Below are 20,782 nucleotides of genomic sequence, written 5' to 3' on the forward strand. Positions count from 1 at the left end.
TGCCGTGGAAGAGGATAGCTGCATGACGATTTCCGCCCTGATGACGTTTGTGAATTGCTTTGCCGATGCGCTGGATCGCGATCTGCGAGCCGTATCTCGATCACATGCCGCCCGGTTGCGCCGGATTGCCGAACACCTGCCACCGGTCGCCACCGTGCCGGAGGGGCGCGTGCCGATCCAGGCGGCTTGCGAGCACGAACTCGCCGCCTATGGCGAGACTTCCGCGCTTGCACGCGCACTTGGCGCCCTGCTGCCTGCCATCCATATCACCCGCAGCAAGAGCTATCTGGCCAATCCACCAAGCGACGATTTCGGCGAAAACTACGGATACGGCGTGATCTGCGGACCGGACAATGGCGTGCCGGCCCTGATCCAGGATCCGGAGATCGCGTTCGGGCTAATGTTCCTGGGACCGGAAACCCACTATCCGCTTCACCACCATCCCGCAGATGAACTGTACTACACGGTCACCGGCCCCTCGTTCTGGCGGGCGGGAGATGCCGACTGGGAGATGCGTGGCATCGCCGAAACCATCCATCATGCACCATGGGTGCCGCATGCTACGCTCTCGGCCGACAGGTCGTTGGTTCTTCTGTACATTTGGGAAGGCGATCTGGAGACGGATGCGGCCTTCATTCCCGATCCGCTGACCGCCAAGGCGGCCCTCGTCTCAGTCGGAGCGAACCCGAAATGAGTGTAGCCCGCCTTCTTTTTAGCCGGATCCTGTTTTCGGCCCTCACCCTGCTTCTGGTCTCGATCCTGATCTTTCTGATCCTCGAGGCCCTGCCGGGAGACGTTGCTACCCGTATTCTCGGACGCGACGCAACCTCCAAAGCGCTGGAGGTGTTGCGCAGCCAACTAAACCTCGATCAGCCCGCACTCGTGCGCTATTTCCAATGGTTCGGCGATTTTATGCGCGGCGATCTCGGTGTGTCGATCGCAACCGGCCGGCCCATCGCCGACGTTCTCGCGCCCCGCATCCTCAACACGCTAGCTCTCTCGCTCCTCGCGTTTGCGATCTACCTGGTGCTGGCGCTCGTTCCGGCCGTCATCCAGGCGGTCAACCGCGGTAAGGCCATCGACAACGTCATCTCCGTGATCACGCTGCTCCTGCTCTCGTTGCCGGACTTCCTGCTCGCGACGATCCTGCTCTTCCTGTTCGCAGTCGCCGTGCCGATCCTACCGGCGCTTGCGACGATCTCCGAGACCAGCACCTGGCAGGAGACGTTGCGCGCCATGGTTCTGCCCGCAGTGACGCTCGCGATCATAATGGCCGTCTATGCGATCCGCGTGCTGCGCGACAGCCTGATCGAAGTTCTACGCTCCGACTATGTGCGCCTCGCCGAGCTGAAAGGCCTCCGCCCGAGCGCCGTGCTCTTTCGCCACGCTCTTCCAAACGCCATTGTTCCGGCGCTCAACGTGACCGCGCTGAACCTCGGCTTCCTGATCGGCGGCGTGGTCATCGTCGAGCGGGTATTCTCCTATCCGGGTTTCGGTACGTTGCTGATCGATGCGCTTCAATTGCGCGACATTCCTCTCATCAAGGCGACGGTGATGATCAGCGCGGCCGTCTATGTAGCCGCCAACCTGGTAGCGGACGTCCTGGCCGTCCTGCTTCAACCCCGCCTGAGGACAAACCGATGACCATGACCACGTCCAATCTGCCTGCACGATCCGCTTGGTTCGACAAGGCGCTCTGGCGTGCGACGCCCGGCCCCTTCAAGGTCGGAGCGATCATTCTCGTCGCCCATGTGCTGTTCGCGATCGCGGGCGCCTTCTGGACGCCCTATGGTTTTGCTGAAATGGGCGCCGGCCTGCCGCTTTCCGGCGCGTCCTTTCAGCATCCGATGGGTCTCGACCAGATCGGCCGTGACGTCTTCAGCCGCGTCATGCATGGCGCACATATCGTGCTGCTGCTCTCCTTCACCGGCACTATGCTGGGCATGGTTGCCGGCACCACGCTCGGGCTGCTCTCGGGCTATATCGGCGGCTGGTTCGACGAGATTGTTCAGCGCATCGTCGAGGCGATGATCAGCATTCCCTTCCTGGCGCTGGCCCTCGTGATGATCATCGCCGCAGGTCCGGCGTTTGCCGGCGAGCCGGTGCTCATCGTCTTCGTCGTCGGCCTCGTCTATGCCCCGCGCATCGCCCGCATCGCACGCGTCGCAGCCATGGAAATTGCCACGCGCGAATATGTTGCGGTGGCGGAGCTGCGCGGCGAAGGCACCTGGTCCATCGTCTTCCGTGAGATCCTTCCCAATGCCGCAAACGTGCTGCTCGTCGAGTTCTCCCTGCGCCTCAGCTATGCGCCGATCCTGATCGGCGCGCTCGGCTTCCTGGGTTTCGGCATCCGTCCGCCGACGCCGGAATGGGGCCTTATGATCAGCGAGAACCGCAATCTTCTGATCGCCTCACCCGTGACGGTGTTCGGGCCGGGCCTCGGCCTTGCCTCACTTGTCATCGGATTCAACCTGTTCACCGATGGCCTGTCGCGCATGCTCGGCCAGCGGCCCGTCGCCGGAGCGTAATATGAAAAAGCTCATCGAGATCCGCAATCTTAACATCGCCTATGGCGGCCCGTCCGGCTGGACCAATGTCGTACAGAGCGTCTGCTTCGAGATTGCCAGGGGCGAGGCGTTCGGGCTCGTCGGGGAGTCCGGCTGCGGCAAATCTACAGTCGCCTACCGCCTGCTCGGCTATGGCACCATCAACAGCCTGGTGCAGACCGGCGAGGTGCTGTTCGACGGCACGGACCTGCTCAAGCTTGACGCGACCTCGCTGAGGCGTCTGCGCGGCAACCGCATCGCTGTCGTGCCACAAAATCCGACGACCTCACTCAGCCCCAGCATGAGGGTGGGATCACAGATCCGCGAGATGATTGCGACGCACAAGGCGCTGCCGGACGGCATGACGATGGAGCGCCGCATCGTCGAGCTCTTCTCCCTCGTCGGATTGCCTGATGTCGGCCGCCGATATCCGCACGAACTGTCCGGCGGCCAGCAGCAGCGCGTGGCAATCGCCATGGCAGTCGCCTGCAATCCGGACCTGCTAGTGCTCGACGAACCGACGACCGGCCTCGATGTCACCACTCAGCGCCAGATCATCCAGCTTCTTTCCGATCTCAGAGCCCGCATCGGCATGGCGATGCTCTACGTAACGCACGATCTTGCGCTGCTCGCCCAGATCGCGGACCGGGTCGGCGTCATGTATGCCGGCCAGCTCGTCGAGGTCGCGCCGTGTGATCAATTGCTGGCTGCCCCAGCCCATCCCTATTCGCGCGGTCTCATCGCTTCGATCCCGACCGTGGATGATACCAATAGGCGGACCCAGGGATTGCGCGGCGTGTTGCGCCGCGACCAGATGCCTACCGGCTGCAAGTTTGAGCCGCGCTGCGACTTGGCAACCACCACCTGCCGCACCACTCCGCAGCTGCTAGAACCGCTTGAGGACAGGCGAGCGGTCGCGTGCATGAGATGGCAAGTAGCTGCGGCTCATCAAGCGGCTGATAACCAGACAAGGCCGAACCCCAAATTTGCGGCAAAGCCCGAGAGGCTGCTCTCGATCGCCGACCTCAATCTATCCTATAGGTCACCCGGCATTTTTGATCGGTTCTTCCGCAAAACGCCCCCGCCCGTCGTACGCGACATTGACCTCGAACTGCGGTTTGGTGAGGTGGTTGCGCTCGTCGGGGAATCCGGAAGTGGCAAATCGACCATTGCTCGGGCGATCAGCGGCCGTTTGCCGCCGCTCGCCGGTCTGATTAGTCTTGACGGCAGCCTACTCGCTCCGGCGCTAAAAGACCGCACCGTCGAGCAATTGCGGCAGATCCAGTACATTTTCCAGAACCCCGACGCGTCGCTGAACCCCCGTCGTCGCATCCGTGTAACCCTCGCTCGACCGCTGGATCATTTCGGGCGCCAAGTGAATGAAAAGACGCTCGAAACTGTGCTGGAACACGTCGGCCTGCATGCCGGATATCTCGATCGATTTCCGGAGCAGCTTTCGGGCGGCGAACGCCAGCGCATCGCCATTGCTCGCGCGCTACTAGTTAATCCCAAGGTCTTGATCTGTGATGAAATCCTGTCGGCGCTCGATGTATCGGTGCAGGCTCGAATTGTCGAACTTCTGCGCTCCCTCAAGGAAGAACACGCCGTCGCGATGCTCTTCATCTCGCACGACCTCGCCGTCGTACAGAAGCTCGCCGACCGGGTCGCGGTGCTTTATCGCGGCGAACTGATGCAACTGGCCGATACCAACACACTGTTGGGCACGCCCCTCCACCCGTATACGGAAATGTTGCTGGAGGCGGCCCCTGGTCTTAGAAAGGATGGGCACGTCTCCCGGCCGCCGGCAGCGCCCACCTTTAAGGCAGTTCCTGGGATCGGCTGTCCCTTTGCTGGGCGCTGTCCGCGCCAGCCCGGCAGCGTCTGCGCGGACACACGTCCGCCCGTTCATGAAACCGGAAATGGCTTTGTCCGTTGCCACTTGCCCGTTGACGGCCTTGGTAGGCACGCCCGCACACCGGAACGTGCACGATCTTCAGCCGTCGAAGACACGCGTCTCCAAAGCCTTTGACTTCGGCGCCGCATTTTCTGCCTTCCTCAGCTAAGCAACCGTGACCAGCGAACTATCTACCGGAACAGCGCCATTACGTTTTCCGAGTTGGAGTTCGCAATTTGGAGTGCTTGAATCCCCAGTTGCTGCTGCGTTTGGAGTGCTTTGAGACGGGTGGACTCTTCATTCATATCCGCGTCAACCAAACGCCCAACACCCTTGTCGATTACATCCATGAGGTTTTGGGCGAAATCAGACTGCAAGGAAACACGTGACTGCAGGCTCCCGAGCGTTGCGGCGGCGTCTGTGGATCTAGACAACATGTCTTCAATGCTTGCTATGTAAGCATCAGGCGATGCCACACCAGCCGTGACATCGATTCCCAAAAAATCAAATGTCGTCGTGTCGTCAGACGGTAAAGAGGGCGATGTCCCGGCTTCGACCTTATGTACGTTGTCGATAGAAAACCATGAGTTAATGCCCTGATGAGGCCTAATCGCGACATCCGGGGTTATTTCAATCGAGTTTCCTTGAGCAGTAAAATTAAGCCCTTCTCCCGCAGTTACGTAGTTCAAAACAGATGCGAAGGCAGTTGAACTAGAAATAACCCCACTAGAACCACCTAGAGCGGCAATGACATCAGCATGTGTCACCGAGTAGTTATGGTAGGTTATCATATTCGTGCCGATCATCGGCGCACTCAGGTCGAAATTAAAACTAGCACCATCAACCACCATAAATGGTCCGGTGAAATTAAATTTCTCCTTTGCGTAGGAGTTGTTATTCTCCTTGATTGGAGAATAGTCCAAACCAAAAGAAAAGCCCGCCGCTAGGGTTGATGAAACATTGTTTATCGCGATGCTCTCCCCAACATCTGTCGACGACGTAGAGATAAAATCTAGGCTAACCGTCCCATTATACTCGGCTGCGTTGCTAGCTATCGGAAGTGACTTCGCCTGAAGCGCAGCATCAATGACTGACTTAAGTGCGTTACGGTTATCAATGGATCCGTCACTTCGGCCGAGCGTGGCGTTGATTGTCGCCTGATCAATGACAATTGTCTCAGTGCGGCCGGGACCATAGATGCTCGCGTTCGCGGTGACTTCAAAAGACAAACTATCCGCCGAACTAAACGTGACTGGCCAAGTGACAAAAACGCCAGGATAACGAATGCTGCTATGTGCGAACGCCATTATCGACGAGTTTAGCAGCCCGCCTACATCCCCCAGTGATGACCGGATGGGGTTTCCTCCCGGATCGCCCACATCGTATCGCGCCTGCAAAATCGCGCCGCCGGTTCGATTGAAAAGTGCAAACTCGGAGGACAAGGCTGTCATCATTTCCGTCGAAACGGTGCCATCGCTTTTCCTGACGAAAGCCGAAACTAAAGAGGTTTTCGAGGTGTGGAGGTCAACATCAACATCTAACCAGTTTTCGCCATTAAAAGCCGACGATTTGGTTATGCTCACAATCTGCTGCTTCAAGTGATCAAGTTCTTTTTGAATTTTTTCTTGATCTACGCCAGGTTCCTTCGATGCGACTAGTTTAGCCTTGAACTCCGAGAGAACAGCTATCACTGCTTCCATACCAGAGTAGGCGACATCGACCTTCGCTGCGCCTAAACCAAGTGCATCGGAAACCGCCGAGATCGCCTTGCTATCGGAGCGCATTGTAGTTGAGATCGACCAATAAGCGGCGTTGTCAGCAGCAGTTTGAACACGGAACCCGGACGACACGCGACCCTGTGTCATTGACATATCGGAATTTATCGAACGCAGAGTTTGGAGCGCAGAAATTGCTCCCACATTCGTAAGAATCCTGGTCATCTTAGCACACTGAAAAATTGATTGGGGTGCCCCTCATGGGCCATAAGGTTGCGAGCATTAAGCCGCCATACTGGATAATGAAATGTTAACGACGCAATATTTCGCAAGCAAAACCAATATTTTAGTTGATTCTTAATTTCGGCGCTTCTGATATTTTGTATCCTCTCGGGGCTGCCCGTCCCGGCAAATCAGTGTGCCCTTTACGCGTCGCGTCAGGGCGGCAACCAGGGGTCAGGACAAGAGCAGATGGGGTGGACCCGTCCTCCCCAACGGCATCGCAATGTGCCAAGATGATGTGGGGTAGGCCACAGGACAAAGAGGACGGCGAGATGTGCTCTGCTCGATCGCATCACCCACCGGGTCAAAATCTGTCATCGGCCGATGAACATTCCGCTTCTGGGGAGTATTGATCCGGTATCGAAAGAAGGAGCTAAAGCCGGGCGACCCCCTGCTTGTTACGCGAGACAGCCTCGCCCGCTAGACCATATCGGCGAAGTCGAAGTCGTCGATGTCTTTGGCGAGGGGCAGCGTGGCGATGCTGAGTTGGTAGCGAATGGAGCATGGCTGCTTCTCGGCAATCTACGATTGCAAGAGATCGCCGACAATGCGCGGCGGTTCGGGCTGCCGTTTGATGCCGTTGCCCATGACCTCGTCGTAAGCGCTGCGCATGCCGTAGAGCTTCAGCGCGCTCATCAGTTCGACAACTTGCGTCCGGTCCGTCCTATGCTCCTTAGCGGATACTGCTGATCGAGGGCCAAGACAAACCGAGCCAGCTCTAAGTAATCGCCGAGCGCCGCCCGTCAGATTGATCTGGAGATTTGACCGGACGCTATCATGGTCGCTTTTCCAACGTTCCAGTGGATGCAACCGCACGTTTATGATCTGAGTGGGTGCCACGGCTTGCGCAGCACCCATCAATATTGAAGCGCGTTGTTACCGCGTTGGGATTGCTCGTGGAAGCAGCCTTGCGAACGAAGGATGAACCGTCGTTAGCTAACCATGAGGCCACCGACATAAAGACGGATCCGGGCGGCGGCCGCGCGGATACGCACTTGCTCTGACGGCAGAGCAACGTCGCGGCCAACCTTCATTCGCAACCGGTTCGATCCGACGGTGACGTCCACAACCCTCAAACTGCCGTGATCCTCGACAGAGACAATTGATGCGGGGATGCCTCGTTCCTCTCCCTTTGCGAACACAATGTGCTCAGGTCGGATACCAAGGACCACCTCGTCACGCGGCGCGATTACCTCGCAACGGCTGCCCGCCACGACTGGCACACCGGCGAGTCTGAGGTCGCCATCACCGCGTTCTGCCTGCACGAAGTTCATCCCGGGTGAACCGATGAAGTTTGCGACATAGAGGTCGCGCGGCCTTTCGAACAATTCCTGCGGCGTGCCACGCTGGACGACGCGGCCAGCATTCATGACGAGGATTTCGTCCGCAAACGTCATTGCTTCGTTCTGGTCATGTGTGACGTAGACGACGGTGTGACGCGTTTGATCATTTGCCTGTTTGATCCTGCGGCGAAGGTCGAATTTCATGTGCGGGTCGATGACCGTCAAAGGCTCGTCCATAAGGAGCGCGGCCACATCGTCGCGCACGAGCCCTCGCCCGAGCGAAATCAACTGCTTCTCGTCAGCTGTAAGTCTTCGTGCGGATTGATCGAGGCGCGAACACAGGCCGAGGAGTTCCGCGATCTCCCCTACCCGGCGTGTAATGCGGGGCTTGTCCCAGCCACGGCAGTGAAGCGGAAAAGCGAGGTTCTCAAAGACGGTTTTCGATTGATAGACAACAGGGAACTGAAAGACCTGGGCTATGTTGCGCTCCGCGGTTTTGACGCGGGTCACGTCCGTCCCTCCGAGTAGCACTCTACCGTCCGAGGGCGTGAGCAATCCGGAGATAATGTTCAGCATCGTCGTCTTGCCACACCCGGATGGACCAAGCAACGCAAAGGTCTTGCCGTCGTCGAAGTGAAGGTCAGTCTTCTCCAGTGCATAGACGGCCGTGCCATAGGAATGACCAATCTGATCGAGATGGATAGCAGCCATCAATTTTCTCCTCTTCCAGGTGCGCGAACCAGTTTGCCATCACCGTCAGGGGCAAAAGCGAAAAGCCGTTCAGGGCTGAAGGACAGGCCAATTTCCGATCCGTTGGCAAGCTGATGAATACCTTCGAGCTGCAAAACCGCCTCCCCCAACGACGTCTCCACATGAAGGAACGTCTCAGATCCCGAGACTTCGGAGAATGTCACACGCCCGGCGACGCCGCCGGTCTCGATGGGTTCGATTTCAGTCGCGCGGATGCCGAAGCGATAGGAGCCGGGAGGCAACTTTTCCAGGTGCTGGGACACAGGAAGATTTACGCCACCGTCGAAGATCATCCGGCCCGCGTCCAACCGTCCCGAAAGGATAGTCATGGGCGGATCGTTGATGATGCCGGCGACAGCGACATTGGCGGGCCTTTCAAAGACATCCGCTGGCGCTCCCGTCTGCAGGATGCGACCTTCGTGCATGACGATGATCCGGTCGGCCAACATCATTGCCTCTGCCGGTTCGGTGGTGTTGTAGATCACCGTGCCTTCGCTCTGGCTCGTTAGCAGTCCGCGGAATTCCTCCCGCAATTGTTCGCGCAGCTTGTAGTCGAGATTGACCAACGGTTCATCGAGCAGGAGGATATCAGCGCGCCGGACCAGCGCGCGCGCGAGCGCCACACGTTGCTGCTGTCCCCCCGATAACGCGGACGGCCTGCGTGCCGCAAAATTCGAAAGCCCAACCATGCTAAGAGCCGCGTTGGCGCGACTGCGTATGTCGGCTTCCGGCACACGGCGCTTGCGCAGCGGAAACGCGACATTTTCGAAGACGGTTAGATGTGGATAGTTGATGAACTGCTGGTAGACCATGGCAACATCCCGTTGCCATGCGGGCAGCATGCCGAATTCCTGTCCATCCCGCTCCATCTTGCCGCTATCTATCGGCTGGAGGCCGGCTATCGCCCTGAGCAAGGTCGTCTTGCCGGCCAGTGTGCGGCCAAGCACCGTCGTCAGGCTGCCGCGAGCAAAACTCGCTGACAGGTTATCAAGATGGATCTCGTCATTGCGGGCAATGCGAAGGTTATCGAGAACAAGGGTCATCTCTGTCTCCCTACCGGATCGCGCCGGCAAGCGTGCCGCGCGAAAGGAGCCGCTCGACGAAAATGGCAATGAGGATGAGCGGTGCTACGGAAACGAGCGCCGAGGCCGATAGACTCCACCACGGCGTCACCGAAGAATTCAACGAAACCACGGCAACAGGCAGAAGCTGTGTGTCCGTGAAGGTCAACGTGAAAGCGAAGAAGAAGTCGTTCCACCCGAAGATCAGGCAGAACATGCTCGCCACCAAAATGCCGGGCTTGGAGTTCGGCAATACGATACGCCAGAAAGCCTCGAATGGTGTGCAACCATCAAGCATCGCCATTTCATCGATCTGGCGTGGCACGCCATCGAAGAAATCGACCATGATCCACACAGCGATCGGCAGCAACAGTGCCACATAGACGAGGATCAGCCCGATCCTGGTGTCGAGCAATCCCAGAAACTGCAGCATCAGGAAGAACGGGATCGCCAGAACGATCGGCGGCATGATGCGCTGGGAAATAAAGAAGAAGATGATGTCGGTGTTTTTCACGATGCCGGCGCGATAGTCGAACCGCGAAAGGCCATAGGCCGCGAGCGTGCCGAGAATGATCGAGATCAGGCTGGCGCTGCCGGTCACGATCAGGCTGTCCATGTACGGTTTGACGATATCGATGCCACCCGACCCGCCGAACAGGCTGCGCCAGCCGTCAAGCGAAGGCTCAAACCCGACATAGGGAAGATAGGTTGGACCGCCGGTGACGCCGTTGGCCGTCTTGAAGCTTGTGGTCAGTGCCCAGAGCAACGGCGCCACGACGAACGTGCTCCATAGCGTCACGGCCAGATACTTGAGGATCGAGAGCATCAGGCGCTCCTTCCAATGAAAATACGAACGAGGAGCTTGGCGATGATCGTCAGTAGCACGATCATGATGACCAGGTACGTGATCGACAGCGATGCGGCATAACCAATCTCAAAATCGCGCAAACCCTTGATGTAAATGTAGTAGCCCGCTGTTTCCGTGGCCGTTCCCGGTCCGCCAGAGGTCAGTACGTAGACAGTCTCCATGATCTTCGACGCCTCGATCAATCGGATCACGACGGCGCCGATCGAGACGGGAACCAGGAGCGGAAAGGTCACATTGAAGAAGGTCCGGATCGGACCAGCACCGTCGATGGCGGCTGCGAGGAACGGCTCACGGGGAAGACTGAGAAGGCCGGCAAGGAGGAGCAGGAACATGAATGGCGTCCACTGCCAGATTTCAACGATCATGACTGCCGCCATCGCGTAGTTGGCAGACGTCAACCAAGGATAGGGCCCAAGGCCGATCACCCCGAGCACATCGTTGGCGGGACCAAGAGACTCGTGAAAGATCGTGCGCCAGATCACCGACATGATGACGGGGGTCGTCATCATCGGGACCAGGAAAAGGACGCGGAAGAAGCGCCGCAGGGCAATCTCTCGCCAAACCAGAAGTGCCAGCGCGAAGCCGAGTGTGTATTGGACCAAGACGGAACCGACGGCCATGCCCGACAGACGCAACATTGCCTCCCAGAAGCGTCGGTCGCCAATAACGTTTGTGTAGTTTTTGATCCCCGCCCAGCCAAGTCCGGGCGAGATCGCGTCCCAGCCAGACAGCGATACGCGGACGGTGAAGAGCAGTGGAAAGAGAATAATCGCCAGCAGCACGAGCAGCCCCGGCAGCAGGAAGGATAGCTTGTAGAAGCGAAACCCGGTGTGAACCATGATGCGCCTTGTCCCCATAGATTTTCAGGCATTCGAAAACAGGCAGGGCGGCACGCCGCCCCGCCTGTCGTGTCACATCCAACCGAAGTGGATCAGCGACCGCGGTCTTCGAGTGCGACGACGTTGGCGTAGGCCTCGCGCACCTTGTCCACGCCAACCCTGTCAACGATCTCCGTCCATTTCACAGCCACACCGTCGAGCGCTTCCTGCGCACTCTTTTGTCCGGCCATGGCTTCAGACACACCGTTGGCGAGCGTCGACATGAACTGATTGACGCCAGGCACGCGCAAATCGAAGACGCGGTTGGTGCTCTCATCCATGCCACTGAGTGTTTGGACGTAGGTTTCGGCCACTTTCCGTTCCCAGCCGAGCTTGTCCTGCCAGAACTTTGGATCGAAATGGGTCCTGCGATAGGGGTTAACGCCGAAACGGCCGATCTGTAGGTCGAGGGTTGTGTTCGCCTCATTCGAAAAGAAGCAGAGATAGTCGAAGGCCATGTCCTGGTTTTTCGATGCTTTTGCGACGGCGGAGGTCCATCCCCACGTGATGTACGGCGGTGCATTCGGCATTTCGAACTTGTCCCAGGTCTTGGTCGTGCGGTTCCAAACTTCGTTTGCGCCGGGAAGCGGAGCGGCGGCGACCTTGTTGCGGATCGGACTGTCTTTTTCCTGTGCCTGGATGAAGGCGTCATCCCAGGAATAGCTCATCAGAGTCTGACCGCCACCGAACGAGAAGATTTCGTCGCCGAGGCCGAAATTCGCGCCGCCGGGCGGGAACGCCTTCTGCGCATCAATGAACATTTCGAGAGCCTTCACCCAGCCCGGATTGTTGATCTGCGGCTCCATGGTTTCGAGATCGAAGAAGAACCCACCCTTGACGTTCGGGTTCTTCGCATAGGCGGCGGCACGGCTGATAAATGCGGAGAACATCAGGTCGTCGCGTTTGGTCACCTCGGCGCTGCCGAAATGCGGCTGGCCGTCGCCGGCCCAATCCCACCCCGAGAAGAACTTCGCAATCGCGTTATATTCTTCCCAGGTCTCCGGAACCTTCAGATCCTGTCCGGTTTCGGCCTTATACTTTGCCTGCATCTCGGGATTGTCGAAGATGTCCGAACGGTACTTCATGTAGTGCCGGTCGCCATCGACCGGATACTGCACCATTTCGTTGCCCCAGGTCGCAACGTCCTTGTAGTTTGTCGTCACGTCATCCAGACCGCTGAGCTCCTGGTAGGATGCGGGAACGGGGGCGAGGAAGTTGTGAAGGTCCCCGATCCAAAGAGACGGGTAGAAGAGCACGTCGTAGGCGGCCTGTTGCGTCTGGAACGGGATCATGATGCGCTGGTAAAGGTCGCCGAAGGGGATATGGACGACATCCACCGTTGCACCTGTCAGAGCTTCGAACTGCTTGGCGTGCAGGTCGGTCGGCTCTCCGATCACAGGAACGGCATGGCTGATGATCTTCAGCGTGCGTCCGGAATAGTCCTTCTTGTCGATCGTCTCATAAGAGCATGCGCCCCGTACGTCCTCGGCCTTTCCATATTTCGCGTAGTCGCCAAACTGGCTGTAGTCGATTTCAGCCGCTTGCGCGCCCGATGCGATCGTTGTCGCCAAGGCGCAAACCGTCGCGTACAAGAAGTTCTTGTGTCTCATGAGTGGTCTCCTCCCACAGGTTGCTGAGATCAAAGCTTGTTTGAATGAGCGGTTCGGGAGACCAGGTTCTGGTCTCCCGACCGAGAGCATCCCGCCTTCAGACGGGATCACTTGAGGGCAGAAAAATGTCCTAGAATCAGAGCGGTAGAGCGTCCCGTGTGCGCTGTATCAACGCACGGCGGAATTAGCGTCAGGGGATCAGCACGGCGCGCCCATGAATCTTTCCATCCCGAAGATCCCGAAGAGCCTGATTGGCGTCAGCCAGCCGGTATTCGACGGTGGTAAGATCCACGAGACCGCGATCGGCAAGCGCCATCAGCTCGGTCAGTTCCGCCCAGGTGCCCACCAGGTTGCCGATGATGTTCTTTTCGGTGATGACCATATCGACGGTCGGGATGCGAATATCCTCGCCGTAGCCGACGACGTAATAGCTCCCCATCGGGCGGGTCATGGCGAGGCCTTTCAGCGTCGTTCCCTTTTCCCCGACGAAGTCGATCACGGCTTCCGCCCCCTGCCCGCCGGTCAGTTCCAGCACGGCCTCGACCTCGTTGCCGTCTGCCTTGACGAGCTTGTCCGCCCCGATCTTGCCGGCAAGTGCGAGCGATGCGTCAGAAATGTCGACCACGATGACGTCGGCTGCGCACATCGCCTTCAGGCACTGGATGCCAATGTGGCCGAGGCCGCCAGCACCGATCACGACGCAGCTTTCTCCGGGCAGCAGATGCCTTGTTGCCTTCTTGACGGCGCGATAGGCGGTCAGGCCCGCGTCGGCGTAAGGGGCAACTTCCTTGGGCGCGAGCGTTTTTGGCAGCGGCACGATGTTGCGCTCAGACGTGCAGAGGTACTCGGAATAGCCGCCGTCGCAGTCGAGGCCTGGAAATTTGCCTGGACCGTGCATATCGAAGCCGCGTCGGCAGGCAAGGCATGTGCCACCGGAAATCTTGGGATGGACGATGACCGGGTCGCCGACCTTGATTCCCTCGACTTCCTTGCCGACCGCTTCCACCCAGCCTGCGTTTTCGTGGCCCATGATGAGCGGTAGGAGGTTGTTTCCGTCAGGATCCATGTGCGGGCGCCATACGCCTTCGATAATGTGAAGATCGGTCCTGCAAACGCCTGCGCCACCAATCCGCACGATCACATCGCTCGATTTGGTGATCTTTGGATCGGGAACGTCCTGCAGCGACACCCACTGGTCCGCTTTGAGGTTGTCGTCATATTGCGTCAGCACTTGTGCCTTCATGCGTTCTCTCCGTGCACTTGCGAACCACTCGTCCGCATTCCGGTCTATGAAGAGCAAGGCGCGTGCCAGATAACATAATCTAGTAAAATCAATTGGTTATTTGGATGGTGTGCCGGAAAAAATGTACATGTGGTGGACGTGTGTCCGTCGCAAACTGTTCAGTTTCTGTCTATTGCAATCTTCGGCGGGCCACCCCTATGTATCGGGACGGAAGCGCATGAGGAGGAGACATGCAGCATCTTTCAGGGATCGATCGTGCTCGCAGCGCGCTCGAAGGTGGCAGCCGTTTACCGGTGGGCAGCTTGCCGGCTGTCGTGGCCGACAGCTGGCAGCGATGCCGGGATCTGGGGCTTGATCCACGCTCGCAGCCGCGCAGCAGCGTTATTCCATTCGCCGATGTCAACGTTCGCCGCGAGAAGACTGCGGCACTGCGTCGGCTGGCGCTTGCCGAAATGCAGCTTCTTCATTCGCAGATTGCTGGTTCAAACTTCATGATTGCCCTTGGCGACGCCGAGGGCGTCGTGCTCGACACAATCAGCGACGAGCGTTTCGCGGAAAGTGCTGCAGGGCGCGCGATCATACCGGGCAGTCTTTGGGACGAACGCCTGCGCGGCACCAATGCGCTCGGACTGGCTGCGGCAAGTCACAAACCCGTCGCCATCTACGGTCGCGAGCACTATTTCAGTTGCCATGGTCACTTGAGCTGCATGGCCGCCCCGATCCTCAACTCCCGCGGGGTGACGATCGGCCTCCTGGATGCCTCCTGCGCCAATGAAGCGAGGCAGGAGCATACGCACGCGCTCGTACGCATGGCGGCAGCGCAGATCGAAAACGGGCTCATCTACCAGGAGTGCGCCGAGAGCTTCATCTTCGCTTTCCACCCACGCGTGGAGTATCTCGATACTTTATCGGCCGGCCTGCTGTCCGTATCGCGGGAGGGGGCCGTAATTTCGCTCAATCGGCCCGGGACGGCACTATTGGCTGGCCTTCCGGCAATCATTGGCAATCACTTCGACGATCTGTTTGAAGCAGGCTTTGGTGCGGCGATGGATGGGCTCCTCAATGGAGGCGTGATCCGCATCCGGGACAAAGCTGGAAGCGGCGTCTTCATGGTCTGCCGCCAGATTGGTCTGCGCAAGGCGGTGATCGACGCGAAGCCCGCTGCCAGACTGCCTTCTCTTGTGCGCCCTGTGGGCGCTCCCGAATTCGTATGCGACGACCCGGTGATCAAGCGATCCATGTCGGAAATTGCCGATGCGACAACTCTGAGAATGCCGGTTCACATTACCGGTGAAACAGGGACCGGAAAAGAACTCATGGCGCGGCATGTGCACACTTTGAGCAACCGGAAAGGCGAGTTTGTTGCGGTCAATTGCGGTGCGTTGCCAGAGAGCCTTTTCATTGCCGAAATCTTCGGCCATGAGCGCGGGGCATTCACCAATGCACGCAACGATGGCTCGCCTGGCCTGGCGCGCGCCGCCGACAAAGGAACGCTGTTTTTCGACGAGGTCGCGGACATCCCGCTCGCTGCCCAGACCTCGCTCCTGCGCTTTCTCGACAGTATGGAGGTGCGATCGATTGGCGGACAGAAGACCGGCAAAGTCGATGTTCAGATCGTGTCGGCAACAAACCGTGACCTGCAAGAAATGGTGACAGCCAAGCTGTTTCGAGCCGATCTACTGTATCGCCTCAACGCCTATACAGTTCGCCTGCCGGCGCTGAAGGCGCGCGCGGACTTCGCTGGTATCGTCAGGCACTTAATGCATGAGTTGGCACCCGACACGCCAATCACCGACGCGGCTATTATGCGTCTCTCCATGCATTCCTGGCCGGGCAATATCCGTGAACTGAAGGCGACATTGCAGCGTGCGCTCGTTCGCCGCCACATGGACTATGTTGATGAGCATTCATTCGATAACATCGCCTCAGGCGCAACTCGGGACGAGGATACCTGTGTCAGCTGCCAATCCCACCCCCTTGATAGCAACAAATGCCGCGAGATCCGCTCAACTTTTCGCATGACCGGCGAGAACATCTCAAAAACCGCGCGCATACTCAAACTGTCGCGAACCACAGTCTATAAACACATCCGCTAGGACGCCTCCTGTGTTTCTCAACAAGCACTCCAGTGAGGCCATATCACTCGTGGGTTTGGGATAGACGATTTCAAAATCGTGGCGAGCCTGGGCAAGCGCTTTCCGCCTGATGCTCCGGTTTCGCCATAGTTCCGCCAGTACAAGGCCGAGGGCGTCCTTCCCACCCACGCATTGAGCCGCGCCTCGAATTTGGTAGCCGGGAGCTTGAGAAAGCAGCTTTACTTTACCATCCCCTGTGTTAGCAAATGCCATTGGGAGAAGTGTAGACGCCGATGCCGCGTCCGCAGAGGAGAACAATGAATTTCCTATAAGCCACTCGGGAGAGACCGGGGACGGCGCCGACGGAGCAATTCCCCAAGAAACTCTCAGGCAAAAGGACCGTGTGGCTGGAAAATCTGGAGAGTGGCAGCAATGCCCACCGAAGGGGATACCGTTAATACGGGAAGCTCTCAGGTACCGAGGACAGATGGGGACGTAACAGGCCGGATGGCCTCACGAAACTGTCCAAGGAGACATAGCATGCCTCACGTAGCCATAATTGGCGCCGGTATTACTGGCATAACAACGGCGTATTCCCTGTTGAAAAGGGGGTACAAGGTCACAGTATTCGACCGTCAAAGCTACCCTGCGATGGAAACCTCATTTGCTAACGGCGGCCAGCTTTCGGCCAGCAACGCAGAGGTTTGGAATCACTGGTCCACCTTGTTCAAGGGTATGAAATGGATGCTATCAAAGGATGCTCCGCTTCTGCTCAACCCCAAACCATCCTGGGCAAAGTACAGCTGGATCGCTAAGTTCATAGCGGCTGTACCAAACTATAAAGCGAATACTATAGATACTGCAAAATTGGCGATCGAGGCCCGGCGCCATATGCGCGATATCGCGGAGAAAGAGGGCATTGAATTCGATCTGGAGAAGCGCGGTATTCTCCACTTCTATCGTGACGAAAAAAGCTTTCGCCACGCACAGGAGGTCAACGGTCTCCTCACCGCGGCCGGGCTCGATCGTAGGTCGGTGACGCCTTCCGAAATTAGCGACATTGAACCCGCACTTACGGGCGACTTTTATGGTGGCTTCTTCACTCCGTCAGACTTTTCTGGAGACATACATAAGTTCAGCCGCGGGCTCGCGAAGGTTTGCCTGGGGAAGGGTGCGACTTTCCAGTTTGATGCGAATGTCGTGGGTTTTCGGCCGCATGGAAGCGGTACCACCGTTCGGTGGTCGTCCTCAGTTGGAAGCCAAGGAGGAGCAGGTCTGCAGGAGATAGCTGTTGACGGGGTTGTCATTTGCGCCGGTGTCGCCAGCCGGCAATTCGCGTCAATGCTGGGCGATAGGGTGAGCGTTTATCCGGTAAAGGGTTACTCGATCACGGTGCACCTGGATGGCCCGAAAAGCCGAGAAAATGCGCCCTGGGTCAGCCTTCTTGATGACAATGCGAAGATTGTAACCAGCCGACTTGGTCCAGATCGCTTCCGTGTCGCGGGAACAGCGGAAATCAATGGCCTGAATCTCGACATCCGCGCCGATCGGATAGAGCCCCTCGTTCGTTGGACGCGCCGGCACTTTCCCGCAATAGATACGAGTCGGGTCGTTCCCTGGAGCGGCTTGCGGCCGATGATGCCCAACATGCTCCCTCATGTCGGCCAAGGCCGGCGTTCCTATGTGTTTTACAACACCGGGCACGGACATTTGGGTTGGACCCTATCGTGCGCTACGGCCGAAATCATTGGGGAGCAGATAAAAACGTCGTTTGCCGCTTAGGCGGCAAACGAAAACTCTGCCACACATCGTGGAGGGGAGCCAGAGAGGCTTCCCTCCATAGGCGCAGATTCAACGCCCTTTTAGTTGAAGGGTCGTGTCGCGAGCAAGGGGCGACCGGGGTGGGCGGAGCCATCTGGAGCTTTTGTTTCAATCGTGCAAACTGTCTAAGTGAGGAAAAATGTCGAAGCCTGCAAAGATCAAACTCGAAGATTGGCCCACTCCGCTCGAGCCGTTACCTAGGCTTTCTTTGGCCTTGGGCCTGGACGAAGACGACCTGTGGTTCAAAAGAGACGATTTGACGGGCCTTGCTGGCGGCGGCAACAAAATCCGCAAACTAGAGTATACACTCGCTGATTTAGTCGCGCGCGGGGCCAAGACTGTCGTAACGGTCGGAGCTGCCCAGAGCAATCACGCGCGATTAACCGCCGCGGCAGGGGCGAGGCTCGGTTTGAAAGTGTGTTTGGTGCTAGCCGGAGACCCACCGCCTCAAAGTACCGGAAACCTCGCGCTCGACGGCCTGCTGGGAGCGGAAATCGTCTGGGCCGGGGACGTCGATGTTCCCGCACTGGAAGAGCGTGCGAGCGAGGAAATCCGCAGCCTTGAAAAGCGTGCTTCGCCTGTCGGGTATGTGCCGTTCGGCGGGACAAACGCAGTGGCTGCCTTGGGCTATGCGGATTGCGGGGAGGAACTCATGCAACAAGCGCCGGATCTGAAGCACGTTTTTGTCGCGCTTGGATCGGGTGGCACAATGGCAGGTCTTGTTCACGCCCTCGGTTCGGATCGCGTTCATGGAGTAGACACGGGCGCCGTTTCTGATCCGGAGACCCGGGTGAGGAGGCTGCTCTCGGACATGAGGCAGGAGGAGTTCAGCGCACCATTGAGAATTGTGTTGGATCAGGTTGGGCAAGGCTACCAACACCTGACAGAGCCAGTGGAGCATGCGTTGAAAATGGTGGCACGCCAGGCGGGAATCGTTCTCGATCCAACATACACGGGCCGCGCCTTCGCGGGCCTCATGGCAGCTGTGCGCGACGGTGTCGTTCGGCCCGGAGAGCGCACGGTTTTCCTACATACCGGCGGATTGCCTGGCTTTTTCGGGAGCCCCGATGCCCTTCGTTTTTCGTCGTCCCATTGATTGTGGTTTCGTCGAAGGCATCAGGAGACGGTGCATCTTTCGTTGCTTCAAACGATCACCGCCAACCCCAATGCGAGTGCGCCGACTCGTTCCCACGTCTTTTCGCTGATATTCGAGGAGAACCGCCCGCCTCAACGAAACCGCCTTTACCGGTCGATAGTGCCGATATTCAAAGGATATCGGGAAAAATTAACCGAACTTCGCGGTAAGTGTCGCTAAGATAGAAGAGACTTTTCCCGGATTACAAATGTAAATTCATCCGTGGACCGCCGGTGGAGTGGCGGTGAATTGCTCACTTACGAGAGACGCAGTAAGCGGGCGTGGGAGAGATGCGCGAGCGCCTCGGCGTCCGCCAGTTCCGCCTGTGGTCAATGTCCGTATCACGTTTGGTCTTTTCGCTAGCCCGTTAGTGGATTCGGGTCTTTGTGAACAACGCGGCGCGGTATCATTTTCGTTTGTACCAATGAGGTTCGTTTCATGAAGATCAAAAGCATCCGCACGACCCCGCTCTACTGCAGGCTGGCTGAGCCATACCACTGGTCGCATGGCATCAAGGAAGGCGCGGAAATCGTTCTTGTCGAGATTGAGACCGACACCGGTGTTACGGGGTTTGGGGAGATCCTCGGAACTCCAAACAATGCGACGAAGATCGCGGTTGTCGACTATTGGCGAACTTTTTTGGTCGGATCATCTGCATATGATATCAAGCGCTTATCCGCGCTTTGTCACCAATTGGGTTTCATATCCCAAGGGGCCGGAAGCGCACCGAGATTTTTTGCCCAGTGTTTTGCCGGCATCGAGATGGCTCTTTGGGACGCGCTTGGCAAACAGCATGGCGTGGCTGCGCATAAACTTCTTGGCGGTGCACTACGTGAGTCAATTTCCTACTTCGGCTTTATACAGGGAAGCACCACCGATGACCTTGCTCGTTGTGCTGAAAGCCTTTGCAACAAAGGTTACTCAACGCTCTATCTGAAAGTGGGTCGCGGGGAAAATGCCGATATCAGCAACGTCAAGGCGGTGCGTCACGCGATTGGAAATCGCCGCCTCCGTCTCGATGCGAACGAGAAGTGGGACATGCTCACGGCGAGCCGGATGATCAAGCTGTTGGCGCCCTATGATATCGAAATGATGGAGCAACCCATTTCCTCAGCTTCCGGACCGGAGGGACTAAGGCAATTGCGTAGCGGCTCCCCTATCCCGATTGCCGCTGATCAGGCCGTTTTTACGCTTGGTGACATCTACCGCACTGTGCGGAACGAGGCGGCGGATCTCATTGTTCTCGGCATTCATGAATCCGGCGGTATCGACGGCTTCATCAAATCAGCGAGTATCGCGGAAGCAGCGACAGTAAACATATGTAACCACGCCGTATTTGAAAGTGGAATAACCAGCTGTGCCTTCATCCAGGCGGCCGCGTGTATTCCCAACCTGGACGATGCGAACCAGATTACCTCGCAGCTGCTGGAGGAGGATCTGGTACGTGAACCGAACCTTGAACCGGTAGAGGGAAAGATATCCGTAGCGAACGGTCCGGGGCTTGGATTTGAGTTGAACACGGCCGCAGTGGAAAGGGCTTCGAAAGCTTACATCAGTCTCATCTGATGGCCGAACCTTTTGCCAGCGGTTCCCTTTGCTGGCAAACGGCATTCCTGGGGGG

At 57.9% G+C, this 20,782-nt stretch carries 15 protein-coding genes, 1 pseudogene and 1 riboswitch; of the genes and pseudogenes, 8 read left to right on the top strand and 8 right to left on the bottom strand.

Annotation, left to right across the window (positions count from 1 at the left end):
• Positions 1-22: 22 nt before the first annotated feature.
• The 4 genes from ABIE33_RS18480 to ABIE33_RS18495 are packed head-to-tail and all read left to right on the top strand — an operon-like array spanning position 23 to position 4,575.
• Positions 23-694 carry a dimethylsulfonioproprionate lyase family protein gene (locus ABIE33_RS18480; RefSeq protein WP_429127743.1) on the top strand — a complete coding sequence of 224 codons (672 nt, stop codon included), beginning with the start codon at positions 23-25 and terminating at the stop codon, positions 692-694.
• Positions 691-1,644, top strand: a complete 954-nt coding sequence (locus tag ABIE33_RS18485) for an ABC transporter permease (RefSeq protein ID WP_429127745.1) — start codon at positions 691-693, stop codon at positions 1,642-1,644. Before ABIE33_RS18480 ends, ABIE33_RS18485 begins: the two co-directional genes overlap by 4 nt.
• Positions 1,641-2,528 (top strand): ABC transporter permease, encoded by an 888-nt coding sequence (locus ABIE33_RS18490; protein ID WP_429127748.1) that lies wholly within the window; start codon positions 1,641-1,643, stop codon positions 2,526-2,528. The genes ABIE33_RS18485 and ABIE33_RS18490 overlap by 4 nt, the downstream gene beginning before the upstream one ends.
• A gap of 1 nt (position 2,529) precedes the next feature.
• The gene (locus ABIE33_RS18495; RefSeq protein ID WP_429127749.1) at positions 2,530-4,575 is read left to right on the top strand and encodes a dipeptide ABC transporter ATP-binding protein; all 2,046 of its coding nucleotides are present in this window, start codon (positions 2,530-2,532) and stop codon (positions 4,573-4,575) included.
• A gap of 56 nt (positions 4,576-4,631) precedes the next feature.
• Here ABIE33_RS18495 and ABIE33_RS18500 read toward each other — a convergent pair whose 3' ends face one another.
• The 8 genes and pseudogenes from ABIE33_RS18500 to ABIE33_RS18535 all read right to left on the bottom strand — a co-directional run bounded on the left by ABIE33_RS18500 (position 4,632) and on the right by ABIE33_RS18535 (position 14,130).
• Complete coding sequence (locus tag ABIE33_RS18500; RefSeq protein WP_429127752.1) at positions 4,632-6,380, bottom strand: flagellin; 1,749 nt, start codon at positions 6,378-6,380, stop codon at positions 4,632-4,634.
• A gap of 489 nt (positions 6,381-6,869) precedes the next feature.
• A pseudogene (locus ABIE33_RS18505) lies at positions 6,870-7,073 on the bottom strand (ATP-binding protein); the annotation flags it as partial.
• Positions 7,074-7,369: 296 nt separating this feature from the next.
• Entirely contained in the window at positions 7,370-8,431 is a 1,062-nt protein-coding gene (locus ABIE33_RS18510) for an ABC transporter ATP-binding protein (protein ID WP_429127754.1), read from the bottom strand.
• Complete coding sequence (locus tag ABIE33_RS18515) at positions 8,431-9,513, bottom strand: ABC transporter ATP-binding protein (protein ID WP_429127757.1); 1,083 nt, start codon at positions 9,511-9,513, stop codon at positions 8,431-8,433. Before ABIE33_RS18515 ends, ABIE33_RS18510 begins: the two co-directional genes overlap by 1 nt.
• 10 nt (positions 9,514-9,523) lie before the next feature.
• On the bottom strand, positions 9,524-10,357 hold the full coding sequence (locus tag ABIE33_RS18520; protein WP_429127760.1) for a carbohydrate ABC transporter permease: 834 nt from the start codon (positions 10,355-10,357) through the stop codon (positions 9,524-9,526).
• Positions 10,357-11,238 carry a carbohydrate ABC transporter permease gene (locus ABIE33_RS18525; RefSeq protein ID WP_429127763.1) on the bottom strand — a complete coding sequence of 294 codons (882 nt, stop codon included), beginning with the start codon at positions 11,236-11,238 and terminating at the stop codon, positions 10,357-10,359. Before ABIE33_RS18525 ends, ABIE33_RS18520 begins: the two co-directional genes overlap by 1 nt.
• Before the next feature lie 92 nt (positions 11,239-11,330).
• Positions 11,331-12,887 (bottom strand): ABC transporter substrate-binding protein, encoded by a 1,557-nt coding sequence (locus tag ABIE33_RS18530; RefSeq protein ID WP_429127766.1) that lies wholly within the window; start codon positions 12,885-12,887, stop codon positions 11,331-11,333.
• Positions 12,888-13,077: 190 nt separating this feature from the next.
• Entirely contained in the window at positions 13,078-14,130 is a 1,053-nt protein-coding gene (locus ABIE33_RS18535; protein WP_429127768.1) for an NAD(P)-dependent alcohol dehydrogenase, read from the bottom strand.
• Between the two features lie 230 nt (positions 14,131-14,360).
• Here ABIE33_RS18535 and ABIE33_RS18540 point away from each other — a divergent pair, with 230 nt between their 5' ends.
• The 4 genes from ABIE33_RS18540 (at position 14,361) to ABIE33_RS18555 (ending at position 20,727) form a co-directional block, all read left to right on the top strand.
• The gene (locus ABIE33_RS18540) at positions 14,361-16,226 is read left to right on the top strand and encodes a sigma-54-dependent Fis family transcriptional regulator (protein WP_429127771.1); all 1,866 of its coding nucleotides are present in this window, start codon (positions 14,361-14,363) and stop codon (positions 16,224-16,226) included.
• Positions 16,227-16,533: 307 nt separating this feature from the next.
• Positions 16,534-16,617: riboswitch (glycine riboswitch) on the top strand.
• A gap of 128 nt (positions 16,618-16,745) precedes the next feature.
• Entirely contained in the window at positions 16,746-17,987 is a 1,242-nt protein-coding gene (locus ABIE33_RS18545) for a D-amino acid dehydrogenase (RefSeq protein WP_429127774.1), read from the top strand.
• Between the two features lie 178 nt (positions 17,988-18,165).
• Positions 18,166-19,122 (top strand): D-cysteine desulfhydrase family protein, encoded by a 957-nt coding sequence (locus ABIE33_RS18550; protein WP_429127777.1) that lies wholly within the window; start codon positions 18,166-18,168, stop codon positions 19,120-19,122.
• Positions 19,123-19,599: 477 nt separating this feature from the next.
• The gene (locus tag ABIE33_RS18555; RefSeq protein WP_429127780.1) at positions 19,600-20,727 is read left to right on the top strand and encodes a mandelate racemase/muconate lactonizing enzyme family protein; all 1,128 of its coding nucleotides are present in this window, start codon (positions 19,600-19,602) and stop codon (positions 20,725-20,727) included.
• Positions 20,728-20,782: the final 55 nt, after the last annotated feature.

The organism is Ensifer sp. 4252, assembly GCF_050434565.1.
Lineage (GTDB): Bacteria > Pseudomonadota > Alphaproteobacteria > Rhizobiales > Rhizobiaceae > Ensifer.